Annotated in this window: 12 protein-coding genes and 1 tRNA gene; 12 read left to right on the plus strand and 1 reads right to left on the minus strand. The window is 39.5% G+C overall.

The window, feature by feature from the left end; translation table 11 throughout:
• The first annotated feature begins 224 nt into the window (after nucleotides 1–224).
• Nucleotides 225–2,081, plus strand: a complete 1,857-nt coding sequence (locus ACZ9EE_RS23325) for a PAS domain-containing sensor histidine kinase (RefSeq protein ID WP_476030995.1) — start codon at nucleotides 225–227, stop codon at nucleotides 2,079–2,081.
• A gap of 51 nt (nucleotides 2,082–2,132) precedes the next feature.
• Here ACZ9EE_RS23325 and ACZ9EE_RS23330 read toward each other — a convergent pair whose 3' ends face one another.
• Nucleotides 2,133–2,429 carry a HesB/YadR/YfhF family protein gene (locus tag ACZ9EE_RS23330; protein ID WP_476030997.1) on the minus strand — a complete coding sequence of 99 codons (297 nt, stop codon included), beginning with the start codon at nucleotides 2,427–2,429 and terminating at the stop codon, nucleotides 2,133–2,135.
• A gap of 249 nt (nucleotides 2,430–2,678) precedes the next feature.
• On the opposite strand from ACZ9EE_RS23330, the gene ACZ9EE_RS23335 reads away from it, so the two are divergent.
• The 11 genes from ACZ9EE_RS23335 to lonB all read left to right on the plus strand — a co-directional run bounded on the left by ACZ9EE_RS23335 (nucleotide 2,679) and on the right by lonB (nucleotide 14,017).
• Nucleotides 2,679–3,128, plus strand: coding sequence for a MarR family winged helix-turn-helix transcriptional regulator (locus ACZ9EE_RS23335; RefSeq protein ID WP_476030999.1), 450 nt, complete (start codon nucleotides 2,679–2,681; stop codon nucleotides 3,126–3,128).
• A 15-nt stretch (nucleotides 3,129–3,143) separates the two neighbouring features.
• The gene (racE, locus tag ACZ9EE_RS23340) at nucleotides 3,144–3,938 is read left to right on the plus strand and encodes a glutamate racemase (RefSeq protein WP_476031001.1); all 795 of its coding nucleotides are present in this window, start codon (nucleotides 3,144–3,146) and stop codon (nucleotides 3,936–3,938) included.
• A gap of 120 nt (nucleotides 3,939–4,058) precedes the next feature.
• Nucleotides 4,059–5,114, plus strand: coding sequence for a GerMN domain-containing protein (locus ACZ9EE_RS23345; protein ID WP_476031003.1), 1,056 nt, complete (start codon nucleotides 4,059–4,061; stop codon nucleotides 5,112–5,114).
• Between the two features lie 165 nt (nucleotides 5,115–5,279).
• On the plus strand, nucleotides 5,280–6,035 hold the full coding sequence (rph, locus tag ACZ9EE_RS23350; protein ID WP_476031005.1) for a ribonuclease PH: 756 nt from the start codon (nucleotides 5,280–5,282) through the stop codon (nucleotides 6,033–6,035).
• A 323-nt stretch (nucleotides 6,036–6,358) separates the two neighbouring features.
• Entirely contained in the window at nucleotides 6,359–6,970 is a 612-nt protein-coding gene (locus ACZ9EE_RS23355; protein ID WP_476031007.1) for an XTP/dITP diphosphatase, read from the plus strand.
• The gene (locus ACZ9EE_RS23360; protein ID WP_476031009.1) at nucleotides 6,967–7,479 is read left to right on the plus strand and encodes a metallophosphoesterase; all 513 of its coding nucleotides are present in this window, start codon (nucleotides 6,967–6,969) and stop codon (nucleotides 7,477–7,479) included. The genes ACZ9EE_RS23355 and ACZ9EE_RS23360 overlap by 4 nt, the downstream gene beginning before the upstream one ends.
• Nucleotides 7,480–7,583: 104 nt before the next feature.
• Nucleotides 7,584–7,660: transfer RNA gene (locus ACZ9EE_RS23365), tRNA-Arg, on the plus strand.
• Nucleotides 7,661–7,777: 117 nt separating this feature from the next.
• Nucleotides 7,778–8,803: a tetratricopeptide repeat protein gene (locus ACZ9EE_RS23370; protein ID WP_476031011.1), complete on the plus strand. Its 1,026-nt coding sequence runs from the start codon at nucleotides 7,778–7,780 to the stop codon at nucleotides 8,801–8,803.
• Nucleotides 8,804–8,978: 175 nt separating this feature from the next.
• Entirely contained in the window at nucleotides 8,979–10,256 is a 1,278-nt protein-coding gene (tig, locus tag ACZ9EE_RS23375; protein ID WP_476031013.1) for a trigger factor, read from the plus strand.
• A gap of 544 nt (nucleotides 10,257–10,800) precedes the next feature.
• Nucleotides 10,801–12,060 carry an ATP-dependent protease ATP-binding subunit ClpX gene (gene clpX / locus ACZ9EE_RS23380; RefSeq protein WP_235740615.1) on the plus strand — a complete coding sequence of 420 codons (1,260 nt, stop codon included), beginning with the start codon at nucleotides 10,801–10,803 and terminating at the stop codon, nucleotides 12,058–12,060.
• Between the two features lie 289 nt (nucleotides 12,061–12,349).
• Nucleotides 12,350–14,017 carry an ATP-dependent protease LonB gene (lonB, locus tag ACZ9EE_RS23385; protein WP_476031015.1) on the plus strand — a complete coding sequence of 556 codons (1,668 nt, stop codon included), beginning with the start codon at nucleotides 12,350–12,352 and terminating at the stop codon, nucleotides 14,015–14,017.
• The last annotated feature ends 106 nt before the right edge of the window (nucleotides 14,018–14,123 follow it).

Genomic DNA, 14,123 nt, shown 5'->3' on the forward strand with positions numbered 1-14,123 from the left:
TTCTTAGTAAAATGTTTTTTTAGAAAAGTAAAAGCAGATCTTCCTACGCTATTTTCTCCTGCAAACTCATGTCATTTCTTCATTCTTTGACTAGTTTAGAAGGTAACATAAGTTAATGGAAAATAGTAGAAATCTATTGAAAGTTTTATCAGTAAAACTTACAATGAAAATTAGAGTGATCATTATTTGGTACTATTAGGGGAGAAAGGAACGGAAAGAGATAGATGAACAGTCCTGTTGAAGCGATTAAAAGTGAAAAGAGAATGCTTTTATTAAAATTTTTGAAAAACAATCACAGCAGATATGAGACGCTATTTTCATACAACGAGGATAGTATTTTTGTATTGGATATTGAAGGGCATGTTGTTCAATCGAATCCGGCATTCCTACAATTAACAGGTTATTCACATGCGGAAGCGGACGAGTTAAAACTTCAATTTCTATTTCCAATCGACCATATAAATAAAGTGTTCCATCATTTTAGTAATGCGGTATTAGGCCGTTTTCCAAACTTTGATACCAAAATCATTACAAAAATTGGACAAATTCTTGATTTAAATATAACCTTTATCCCAATTTGTGAAGATGACCAAATCGTTGGGGTTAGCGCAGTCGGGAAAGACATAACGGAGTTAAAAAGAAAAAAGGAAGAAATAAGAAAAGTAGAAGAAATGCAGCGTGTTTTAACCGATAATATCGTTGATGTTATTATTAGTACGAATTTACAAGGAGAAGTTGTCTATGTTTCTCCTTCCTGTGAATATATTCTCGGTTATGATCCAAACGAAGTGTTGAACCAAAATATTATGTCTTTTGTCCATCCTGATGATGTCGAAAGTGCCTTTCAAAACCGAAAAAAGGTACTGGAAGGTCAAGAAAATGGGCGAGACAACTACCGTGTCCGAAAAAATAACGGTGACTATATGTGGGTGGAATCGCTTTGTAAACCGATCATCGCCCATGACACTCTGCATGTTTTAGAGATTGTAAGTGTTATTAGAGACATAACAGAACGTAAAAAGGTGGAAGAAGAAGCGAAAAGACGGGAAGAAACCTATCGAGATCTAGTTGAGTATTCACCGGATGCGGTAATTATCGCAAAAGATGACGAGATTCTCTTTATCAATGAAACTGGTGCCAAATTATTTGGGGCATCAGATAAAAAAGATATTCTCAATAAATCAATGGCTGATATCATTCATCCTGACTATCATGAGATTTCCAAGGAGCGTCAACAAATCGAGACGTCGGGTAATGTGACGGAATTCATCGAGTATAAATTCCTGCGCTTAGACGGCTCTCAATTTGTAGCTGAAGTTAAGGGAATTCCAACCATTTATCAGAATAACCGGGCGAGGCATATAATAATCCGGGATATCACCGAACGGAAAAAAACCCATGAACTCCTTTTAAATTCAGAGAAATTGAATGTAGCAGGACAACTGGCCGCGGGAATTGCTCATGAAGTACGAAATCCTCTCACTGCCATTAAAGGTTTTCTGCAGTTAATGGAGTCAGAAGAGGATCGGAATAAGCCTTACTTTGAAATCATCCAGTCTGAAATGGACAGAATTGAGCTGATCCTAAGTGAGCTTCTCGTCCTAGCGAAACCACATGAATTAAAATTTGAAGCCGTTGATCTCATCACTCTGCTGGAAAATGTTAAGACGTTAATTGATACACAGGCTATCATTAATGGGATTCAAATCGAAACCCACTACAATTATCATAACTTAACCATTTATTGTGATCGGAATCAGTTAAAGCAGGTGTTTATCAACATTTTAAAAAATGCAATAGAAGCGATGCCAGAGGGCGGGCTCATTACCATTGAGGTGAAACAGTACGGATTAAATATGGTAAAGGTCTATTTTCAGGACAATGGAAAGGGTATGTCACAAGAAATATTAAAACGTGTGGGAGAACCTTTTTTCACCACCAAAGAAGATGGTACGGGTCTTGGAGTGATGATTTCTAAACAAATCATCGAAAATCATGGCGGGACCTTTAATATTTGGAGCGATGAGCAGGGGACCTTAATAGAAGTGATACTGCCCATTGCAAGTAAAAGGCTTCATTAAAGAATACTTAGAATAAAAAAACCGGCATCGTGTTTACAATGCCGGTTTTTATTATGAGGGGATATACCTAAATTCTAATTCATCAATTTGTTTATTGTAATCGACATGTAAATCATGACCATTAAAGAACCATAGATCAGAGCCTTCAATAAAAAAGGTCAGCCCTTCTTTTTCAGTTTTAACCGCGATGTCGATGGGCTCATTATCCACGGTAAACGCAAGAGAAAACCCTTCCTGAACAGGACTGCTTCCGTAAATTTTCACATAAAATCTAACTTTATCTCCATTTTTTAAATCGACTTCTTCCCTAAACCATTGGATCGCTGTATTACTCAAATCTATTTTCATATTCTTCTCACCTTTGTTTTTAAAATTCAAACATAAACATATTATGAACTAATCTGTTAGAATAAATTTATTATAGCATTTGATTCTGTTAATAGCTTTTCAGGAGTGTTGGCGAAAAGCAAGTTTCTGCTTGAAATTTTAGCAAAAAAAGTAGAAAATAAGTACAAGCTTTAAGACATTTAGCTTTGTCAGCCGGTAATGATCTAATATCGTCTTGAGGAGAAGCAAATTATAGGAGTGTATACAAATATGGAACTCGAAAACCCACAAAAAGTTACAGTGGATATTATCGCTAATATTGAAAAGGACTTACGTTATATTTCTGGTATCATTAAGCAAAAGGGCCGGGAAATGTTGAGTCAATATAAAATTACTCCACCACAATTCGTGGCCTTGCAATGGCTTTTTGAAGACGGAGACATGACCATTGGCGAGCTATCGAATAAAATGTTTTTGGCTTGCAGTACGACAACTGATTTAGTCGACCGGATGGAAAAAAATTTACTTGTTGAGCGAGTAAAAGATCCTAGTGACCGCCGCGTCGTGAGAATTCACTTACTAGAAGAAGGAAAAAGAATCATTGATGAAGTTATCAAGAAGCGTCAGGTGTATTTAGAGGAAATATTAAAAAACTTTACAATGGATCAAATCTTACTTCTTCAATCCAGCTTGAGCGAGATGCATCAAGAAATGCGTTAAAAAGAGGCGAGATTTTTGAAACAACCAATCGGTGTTATTGATTCTGGTGTCGGTGGACTAACCGTTGCCAAAGAGATGATGAGGCAGCTTCCCAATGAGAAAATCATCTATTTGGGAGATACAGCGCGCTGCCCGTATGGCCCAAGGTCAAGACAGGAAGTTAAAAGATTTACTTGGGAATTGACCAAATTTCTATTAGGAAAAAATATTAAGATGCTTGTCATAGCCTGCAATACCGCTACTGCTGCAGCATTGGATGAAATCCGCAAGGAATTACCGATTCCGGTTATTGGGGTGATTAACCCTGGGGCACGAGCTGCAATCAAGCGGACTAAAAATTATCGTGTCGGGATTATTGGTACAATCGGAACGGTCAAAAGCGGGGCCTATGAAATAGCTTTAAAATCGCTCAATAGCAGGCTGTTTGTCACTAGTCATGCATGCCCAAAATTTGTCCCTCTGGTGGAGAGCGGCGAATACGCAGGAGCCATTGCTGAGAGAATCGTAGATGAAGCTTTGAAGCCGTTGCTAGAGCAAAATTTAGATACTTTAATATTGGGATGTACCCATTATCCATTACTCGAACCACTTATTAAAAATGTAATGGGTGAGAAGGTAAAAGTTATTAGTTCAGGGGACGAAACAGCACGAGAGGTAAGTGCTATTCTCCAGTATAATGATTTGCTTGACAACGGTGAAGACGAACCAGAGCACGAATATTACACAACGGGCTCTAAATGGCTTTTTTCAAAAATTGCCTCCCAGTGGCTTGGAGCCCCTGTCCACAATGTAAACAAAATAAAACTTTAAAAGGAGCCGCCGCCAAGGGGCTCCTTTTGAATTTAATTCTATTTTTCTTTATTAAGTCGGTCTATTTTTTCCTAAGGCTCGTATACATGATAGTACAAACTGTCTTAGGGGGGAATTAATGTGTCTAAAAATAAAGTAAAAATCATTGGTATGACTGTGTTAACTTCTACATTTCTACTTTCTGGCTGTGGATTGTTCAACACAGAAGTACAAAAGAAAATTGATCCGCCAAAAACGGTAACGGTCAAAGATGAGACGGTAAGCAAGGTGACGACGGCAAAAGATAAAGAAACCGCCAAGAACACAGTTAAAACGGAACTATATTTGATCGATAAGGATGGCTATGTGGTGCCTCAAACTCTTGCTCTGCCAAAAACGACTTCAGTAGCCAAGCAGGCCCTTGAATATTTGGTAGCCAATGGCCCTGTGACGGACTTACTTCCAAATGATTTTAGAGCCGTTCTTCCTGAAGATACAGAGATTTCGGTCAATATTAATAAAGATAATGGGGTTGCAACCGTAAACTTCTCAAAAGAATTCAAGAATTATCAGCCAGAGGATGAACAGAAAATCCTTCAATCTGTTACTTGGACGTTGACGCAATTCGATAATGTTAAATCGGTCAAGCTTAAAATGAACGGCCATGACCTAAATGAAATGCCTGTCAGCGGTACTCCTATTAGTGAACATCTATCAAGAGCAACCGGAATCAATATTGATACCACAGATGTCGCTGATATTACCAATACAAAACCAGTTACGGTCTATTATATTGGCGGTGAAGAGGGCTCCTATTACTATGTACCGGTAACACGCCGGATTAGCAATACGGAGAAAGACAATTATGCCGCTGTCATCAACCAATTAATTCAAGGGCCGAGTGAGAAATCTACGCTTGTATCGGAATTTATGTCAGATGTGAAGCTGCTAGAAGCACCTAAATATGAAAACGGTACGTTAACATTAAACTTCAACAAGAACATTTATGACAGCTTTAAGGATAAAGAAATCTCTCAATCTTTACTAGATACGCTCGTTCTTTCTCTAACAGAACAGCAAGGTGTCGAAAAGGTTGCAGTTGAGGTTGAAGGAAAGGTAGACATTAAGAATGATAAAGGTAAGAAAGTTTCTGAACCGGTAACTCGTCCAGAAAAAGTCAATACAGGTAGTTTTTAAAAAAACATTTTTGTTATACTATATAGTGACCATGAAAGAGGTTGGCACCTTGGGGCCGCCTCTTCTTTATTTGAAAAAGGCTGTTTTCGTAAACTTTGTTGCTTTTGGAATTTAATTAGGGTAATAACATAAGTTTCTATGCAATTTTCATGAGGAGGAAAAGTTGTGCGTGTTGATGGAAGAGAACCATTACAGCTAAGACCTATACATATTGAAACTAATTATTTAATGCATCCAGAAGGTTCTGTCCTTATTTCAGTTGGAAATACAAAGGTCATTTGTACAGCCAGTATTGAAGACCGGGTCCCTCACTTTATGAGAGGGGAAGGGAAGGGCTGGATTACAGCGGAATACGCTATGCTTCCAAGGGCGACCGAAACAAGAAATATTCGCGAATCCTCGAAAGGAAAGGTCTCCGGCAGAACGATGGAGATTCAGCGTCTGATTGGCCGTGCTCTTCGCGCCATAGTCGATCTGAAGGCAATTGGTGAGCGGACGGTTTGGATTGATTGTGATGTCATCCAGGCGGATGGAGGGACGAGAACAGCCTCGATCACTGGTGCTTTTGTGGCGCTCACTTTGGCTCTAAACTCATTAGCAGAGAAACGGTCGCTGTCAAAATTTCCAATTACCGATTATTTAGCGGCAACCAGTGTTGGAATCCTCTCAGGCCGTGGGATTTTACTTGACTTAAACTATGCGGAAGATTCCAAGGCTGAAGTGGATATGAATGTTGTGATGACAGGAAATGGAGAATTTGTTGAGTTGCAAGGGACTGGGGAAGAATCAACCTTTTCTTATGACCAACTACAAGGGCTGCTCCATGCCGCACAAGAAGGGCTCATGGAGCTATTTGAACAGCAGAAAGCAGCGCTTGGTGAGGAAATTATTAATAAGATCGAGAAAAGAAGGAAGAAATAATTAGGAATCATTTGGTTAGATGAGTTAACTGGCGGATATGTGGAATTAACTGGCGGATAAGCGATGTTTACTGGCGAATAGGTGGAGTTAACTGGCGGATAAGCGGAATTAACTGGCGGATGAATAGGTTTACTGGCGGATATGTGGAATTAACTGGCGGATAAGCGATGTTTACTGGCGGATAGGTGGAGTTAACTGGCGGATAAGCGATGTTTATTGGCGAATAGGTGGAGTTAACTGGCGGATAACAAGATTTTACTGGCGGATAAGCTGATTTTACTGTCAAATAAAAAAAACACTGTTATAAAATAAGAGGCGATATTATGAAAGAAGTCATTATAGCAACGAAAAACCCAGGAAAGGCAAGAGAATTTGAAGAAATATTTTCTTCCAGGGGAATTGCAGTCCGAACCCTGCTAGATTTTCCTGAAATACCAGAGGTGGAGGAAACGGGAACCACTTTTGAAGAAAACGCGATCCTTAAAGCGGAGGCAGTCTCCCAAGCACTCGATAAAATGGTCATAGGCGATGACTCAGGGCTGATGGTTGATGCCCTAGAAGGAAGACCAGGGATATTCTCCGCACGCTATGCTGGAGAGCCGAAAAACGATCAGAACAACACAGATAAAGTTCTATTAGAATTACAAGGCGTTCCTGAGGAAAAAAGAACGGCTAGATTTTATTGTGCGCTGGCCATTGCGGTTCCTGGTCAAGAGACGAAAACGGTGTCAGGCACCTGTGAAGGACGGATACTAGAGGAGCGCCGCGGTACAAATGGGTTTGGTTATGACCCGGTCTTTTATGTACCGGAAAAAGGACTATCCATGGCGGAACTATCCTCGGAAGAAAAAAATCGACTCAGTCACCGGGCGAATGCACTTAAAAAACTTGATGTCTTGTTAGATTCTATTTTAGAAAGAGTGGATCGGTCATGAGCAAGGTATTAATTGTCAGCGACAGCCACGGTTTAACGAAGGAACTGAAAGTCATCAGGGAACGACACTTAAATGAAGTTGACTTAATGATTCACTGTGGTGATTCTGAATTGATGCCAACCGATATAGCAATCTCTGGTTACGTAACAGTTATGGGGAATTGCGATTTTGGCGCAGAATATCCTTTAGAGACAACGAGTGAAGTGGCAGGCAGAAAATTCTTTATCACTCATGGCCATCGCTACTCGGTAAAATCCACTTTAATGACTCTAAAGTATAAAGCGGAGGAATACCATGCCGATATTGTCTGCTTTGGACATTCGCATGTCCTAGGGGCAGAAGTTGTCGGGGGCATACTATTTATTAATCCAGGCAGCATCCGCCTCCCGCGTGAGCGCTTTGAAAAAACTTATGTAATTCTTGATTTACAAACGGATAAGGTTAATCTGTCTGTGTTTGAGCTCTCTGGTCGTGAACTAACACAACTAGCACAAGAGTTCATAATATAATGAGAGAGGGGGGGGTACTCCCCTCATTTATAAAAAAAGTATAAAATGCTGTTGACTTTTAGATAGTAGGATAATATAATAAATCTTGTCTTGAAAGTTAATATGTCCCAGTAGCTCAGCCGGATAGAGCATACGCCTTCTAAGCGTACGGTCGGGAGTTCGAATCTCTCCTGGGACGCCATTTTCTTGGACGCAAGTTAAACTACATATCGAATTATCAACTCACCAGTGTGGTGAGTTTTTTTTGTATCTTAAGTATGCTACACTATTTTTTAATACATACTGAAGGACGGATTTTATGAAAAAACGGGAACAACTCAAACGAAAAGATAATATTATTTTCTTTCCCGGACTAGACAAACGATTAGCAGACAAAGGTCTGGAAAGTCTTGAAAAGAAAAAATTTCATGAAGCGATTCCCTTATTAGAAGAGGCGCGCGAGCTTGACCCTGATAATGAAAACATTTTAATCGGGCTCGTCCTTGCCTATTTTGAAGCGGGTGCTTTTAAAAAAGCAAAAGTACTGGCAAATGAGATGCTGTTAAAAGGCATAGGCGATTATTTTCAGATGGTAGATCTTTATTTGACCGTCCTGATCCAGCTGCATGAATATCGGGAAATTGTAACAACCCTTGAAGCGCTTTTAGATGAAAGAGAAATTCCCCCTGAAAAGCAGGACCATTTTTTAACGATTTTGCAATTTAGCCGCCGGATGGCAGAGGGACATGACCAACAAGACGCAGACCAGGAGGAAGAAGACCCAGAGCCTCCAGTGCTGAATCTGCTCTCAATAGATAATATTAACGAGCAAATGCTGATCATAGCCAATTTGGCGGATAAAAACATCCGTCCATATCTAGATGAAATGACAGACTACCTACAATCCGAAGCGGGTCATCCATTTATAAAAACGATAGTTTTAAATCTATTAAAGGAACAAGAAATAGATCGGGAGCTCAGCGTAGAAAAATTTGCAATCGTAAAACAGTTCAGTCCTTCACAGCTCCCTGACGTTAGGGAACAGCCTAAAATGCTAGAGGTAAAGGCATTGCTTGCAGAACAAGTAGAAAATAAAAATCCCGGTCTATATGAAAATGCGATTAATATGGTAGAGAGAATATTTTTTATTTGTTATCCGTTTGAACTTGAGCCAGATTCTTCAGCGGCGTGGGCTACAGCTTTTGACATGCTCGCACAAGAATATTTGGGAATGAACACGGAAATTAGCAAAATTGCAGGGGATTATGGTGCTGAACCTGCTGAAATAGAGAAAGCTAGAGAGCAAATAGAGACAATTGAGAAAATTTCCTATCCTAATATTTAGGTCTTCCTGTTGAAAGAAGGCGAACCTATGTTATAATGTAGGGGTTGCATTGTGTAAAAAACTATATTTTACATCTAAAAATGAAAAATGGGCTTGTTGGACAAGACATTTTTCGACTCGACTCAAATTCGTTATCGAATGAAATGAGAATAGATTTGTTGGAGGGAAAATAGGTATGACAGCAAAGTGGGAAAAGCTAGAAGGAAACCGCGGTGTCCTTACTGTTGAAGTAAGCGCTGAAGAGGTAAACAAAGGCCTAGACGCGGCGTTTCAAAAAGTGGTTAAGCAAGTAAACGTTCCAGGTTTCCGTAAAGGAAAAATGCCTCGTGGCATGTTTGAAAAACGTTTCGGTGTAGAAGCTCTTTATCAAGATGCATTAGATATCCTTCTTCCAGAAGCATACGGAAATGCGATTGACGAGACAGGAATCGAGCCAATCGACCGTCCAGATATCGACATTGATCAAATGGAAAAAGGCAAAGAACTTATTTTCAAAGCAACTGTACAAGTGAAGCCTGAAGTTAAATTAGGCGAGTACAAAGGCTTAGAAGTAGAAGAAATCGATACTACTGTAACAGATGAAGATGTTGCGAACGAATTAAAAACAATGCAAGAACGTCAAGCTGAACTTGTTGTCAAAGAAGACAGCGCTGCTGTAAATGGTGACACAGTTGTTATCGACTTTGAAGGTTTCGTAGATGGCGAAGCATTCGAAGGCGGAAAAGCTGAAAACCATTCATTAGAACTTGGTTCAGGCTCTTTCATCCCAGGTTTTGAAGAGCAATTAGTAGGCGTAAAAGCTGGCGAATCTAAAGAAGTAGAAGTTACATTCCCAGAAGAATACCATGCTGCAGAGCTTGCTGGCAAACCAGCTGTATTCAAAGTAACTGTTCATGAAATCAAAGGAAAAGAACTTCCTGAATTAGATGACGAGTTTGCTAAAGATGTAGACGAAGAAGTTGAAACTTTAGATGCACTAAAAGAAAAAATCAAAACTCGTTTAGAAGACAGCAAAAAGCATGAAGCAGAACACAACCTTCGTGATACTTTAGTAGAAAAAGCTGCTGAAAATGCAGAAGTTGAAATTCCAGAAGTAATGGTTACGACTGAAGTAAACCGCATGCTTCAAGAGTTCGAACAACGCCTGCAAATGCAAGGTATGAACCTTGAACTTTACTTCCAATTCTCAGGTCAAGACGAGAATGCACTTCGTGAACAAATGAAAGAAGATGCTGGAAAACGTGTTAAAATGAATTTAACACTTGAAGCAATCGCTAAAGCAGAAAACCTTGAAGTAACGGATGAAGATGTGAACGCTGAACTTGAGAAAATGGCTGGCATGTACAATATGCCTGTTGATACCATTAAACAAGCTCTTGGCGGCGTTGATGGCGTCAAAGCTGATCTTCAACTTCAAAAAGCAGTAAACTTTCTTGTTGAAAACAAAAAATAAATAGAAATGCGGAAGCGCCTTGCACAGGGGCGACAAGCATAAGACGAGCCGGTGGGAAGGTTGCTTTTTAACCTTTCCGCCGGTTTGGCTTATGACCTCGAGCCTTTAGGCGCTGTAGCTAGACAGTTATCAAAGTTTATAGCAATATTTAATTATTAAAGGAAGGCGCGATTTTTATCGTGCCTTGTTTTATACATTTTTTCAATTACATATTATAATAAGGACAGGGAAACCTTTTTAAAGATTCCACTTATTATCGGCAGGAAAAAACGCAATCCATAGCGAATAAATATTTCCATAACGTTTTAAGATTTAATTTTAAAAATTATGGTTAAGATTAATGAGTACATATGTTTTTCCGAATTCCACAAACAGACAAGAGAAAAAGAAAACATAATCGATAAAGCGTTTTATTTCCAGTCCAATAGTCAAATGTGTTACAATGCAAAATACATACCATTAAAAGAGAGAAAAAAACTCGGACTTTGTTTGTGTAATTCACGAGCTTCAATAGGGTTTTAACACGTGTTAAGGGGTGAAAGAATTGTTTAAATTTAATGATGAAAAAGGACAGTTAAAGTGTTCCTTCTGTGGTAAAACACAGGATCAAGTTCGTAAATTAGTTGCCGGGCCGGGAGTATATATATGTGATGAATGCATCGAGCTTTGCACGGAGATTGTAGAAGAAGAACTAGGAACAGAAGAGGAAGTAGAATTTAAAGACGTACCAAAACCAAAAGAAATCTGTGAGATTTTGAAAGAGTATGTTATTGGCCAGGATCAGGCGAAAAAATCGCTGTCAGTAGCGGTTTATAACCACTACAAGCGTATCAATTCTAATAGTAAAATCGATGATGTTGAGCTTTCAAAAAGCAACATCTGTATGATTGGACCGACTGGATCGGGTAAGACATTATTGGCGCAAACCTTGGCACGTATCTTAAATGTACCGTTTGCGATTGCTGATGCAACTTCGCTTACTGAGGCAGGTTACGTTGGTGAAGACGTTGAAAACATCTTACTAAAATTAATTCAAGCAGCAGATTACGATGTAGAGAAAGCCGAAAAAGGTATCATTTACATCGATGAAATCGATAAAATTGCCCGTAAATCGGAGAATCCATCCATTACAAGAGATGTTTCCGGTGAAGGCGTTCAACAAGCACTATTAAAAATTCTTGAAGGTACCGTTGCAAGCGTTCCGCCACAAGGTGGAAGAAAGCATCCGCATCAAGAATTTATCCAAATTGACACGACGAACATCTTGTTTATTTGCGGTGGTGCATTCGATGGAATTGAACCAATTATTAAACGCCGTTTAGGGCAGAAGGTAATTGGCTTTGGCTCAGATGTCAAGCAAGTTGATATTGACCAAAAAGAGCTACTATCCAAAGTATTACCTGAAGACTTGCTTCGTTTTGGATTAATTCCAGAATTTATTGGCCGTCTTCCAGTTATTGCAAGTCTTGAGCAATTAGACGAGGCTGCCTTAATTGAAATTTTAACTAAACCAAAAAATGCACTTGTAAAGCAATACCAAAAGATGCTTGAGATCGATGAAGTGGAGCTCGAATTTGAAGAAGGTGCTCTAACTGAAATTGCGAAAAAGGCAATCGAACGGAAAACAGGTGCGCGTGGTTTACGCTCAATTATTGAAGGAATTATGCTGGATGTTATGTTCGATCTTCCTTCACGTGAGGATATCACGAAGTGTATTATTACAAAAGAAACAGTTTCAGAAAATAGCGTACCAAAGTTAGTTCTTGAAGATGGTACAGTGATTGTTGAGGAAAAATCAGCATAAGTATCGAGACCCGGCTTAATAAGCTGGGTCTTTTTTTGGGCATTTCCAATAATTGGCTAAAAAGCTCGTTATCAACAAAAATGAGTCAATAATCATAGAAAATATCCCAAAGTCCCTCAAAAACCAGCCAAATAACCTATAAAATCACCAATAATCAATAATATGAACCAAAGACATCTAAAAACCCCTTTTACCAGCAGCGATTTGTTTTTACATTGTTGGTTTATTCCGCCAGTCTAAAGGAAATACTTCTTACTATAGATGAGTATTAGTTGTAGGAGGGAAAGATATGAGTTGGACGGGGATTGCTTTATTTATACAGCTGTTTTTTGGTATTATAATTGGGCTGTATTTTTGGAATTTGCTAAGGAGTCAGCGTACGCAAAAAGTGTCCATTGACCGGGAATCCCGGAAAGAAATGGAACAACTACGCAAAATGAGATCGATTTCCTTAACAGAACCGTTATCTGAAAAAGTTCGTCCTACAAGTTTTAATGATATTGTAGGTCAAGAAGATGGAATAAAATCATTAAAAGCAGCATTATGCGGTCCAAACCCGCAGCACGTGATTATTTATGGCCCTCCTGGGGTTGGAAAAACAGCAGCTGCCCGCCTCGTCCTTGAGGAAGCAAAAAAGAATGCAAAATCACCATTTAAACGACAATCGGTCTTTATTGAGTTAGATGCGACAACCGCTCGATTTGATGAAAGAGGAATCGCGGATCCGCTGATTGGTTCCGTTCATGACCCGATTTATCAGGGGGCCGGGGCAATGGGACAAGCAGGAATTCCCCAGCCAAAGCAGGGAGCAGTCACCAATGCACATGGAGGGGTATTGTTTATTGACGAAATCGGGGAATTACATCCGATTCAGATGAACAAGCTGTTGAAAGTGTTAGAGGATCGGAAAGTTTTTCTTGAAAGTGCTTACTATCATGAAGAAAATACGCAGATCCCAACCCACATCCATGATATTTTTAAAAACGGCCTTCCGGCAGACTTTCGTTTAATCGGGGCTACGACTAGAACACCAAGTGAAATTCCACCAGCCATACGGTCACGCTGTATGGAAGTTTTCTTCCGGGATTTAAATCAGGAAGAAATTGTAACTGTGGCAAAAAAAGCCGCTGAAAAAGTAGGTATGGAAATTAGCGAAAATGGTGTTAACACGCTATCTACATATGCAAGAAACGGCCGGGAAACGGTCAATTTGATACAAATTGCTGCAGGACTTGCCATTACCGAAGATCGAAGCTATCTTAAGGATGAAGATATCGAGTGGGTCATCCATTCCAGCCAGATGACGCCAAGAATGGAAAGAAAGATTAATGATTTATCACATGTCGGGCTCGTTAATGGCCTAGCGGTTTATGGACCAAATTCAGGAGCCTTACTTGAAATAGAGGTAACGGTCATTCCTGCAAAAGAAAAGGGTTCGATTAATATTACTGGCATTGTCGAAGAAGAAAGTATCGGCGGTCAAGGCAAATCGATCCGCCGTAAGAGTATGGCGCGCGGTTCAATCGAAAACGTTATTACCGTCCTGCGTTCAATGGGAGTACCGGCTAGCGATTATGATATTCATGTCAATTTTCCAGGCGGGGTGCCGATCGATGGTCCTTCAGCAGGGATTGCGATGGCGACAGGAATTTATTCCGCTATTTATAAGATTCCGATTGACAACACGGTGGCCATGACGGGAGAAATTAGTATTCACGGTAATGTAAAGCCGATCGGCGGTGTTTATCCGAAGGTAAAGGCAGCTCTTAAAGCGGGGGCTAAGACCGTTATTATACCAGAAGAAAATATGCAAACGATTTTAAATGAAATAAAAGGAATCAACATTGTTACGGTTACCCACCTTCAACAAGTTTTTGATATTGCATTGCTAAACTCCTATCAACAAAATGAGGCTGTACCTGCTTCGATCGAATTATCAAAAAAAGAGTCTATTTAGAATAAAAGCTTCGGTTTGGCAGTATAATCAAACCGGAGTTTTTTTATGAGAAAGAAAATGTCTTGTTTGGGGAAAATAATTATATTGAAAAAGAAACAGCCTACAC

It is taken from the genome of Bacillus sp. URHA0034, from assembly GCF_056280405.1.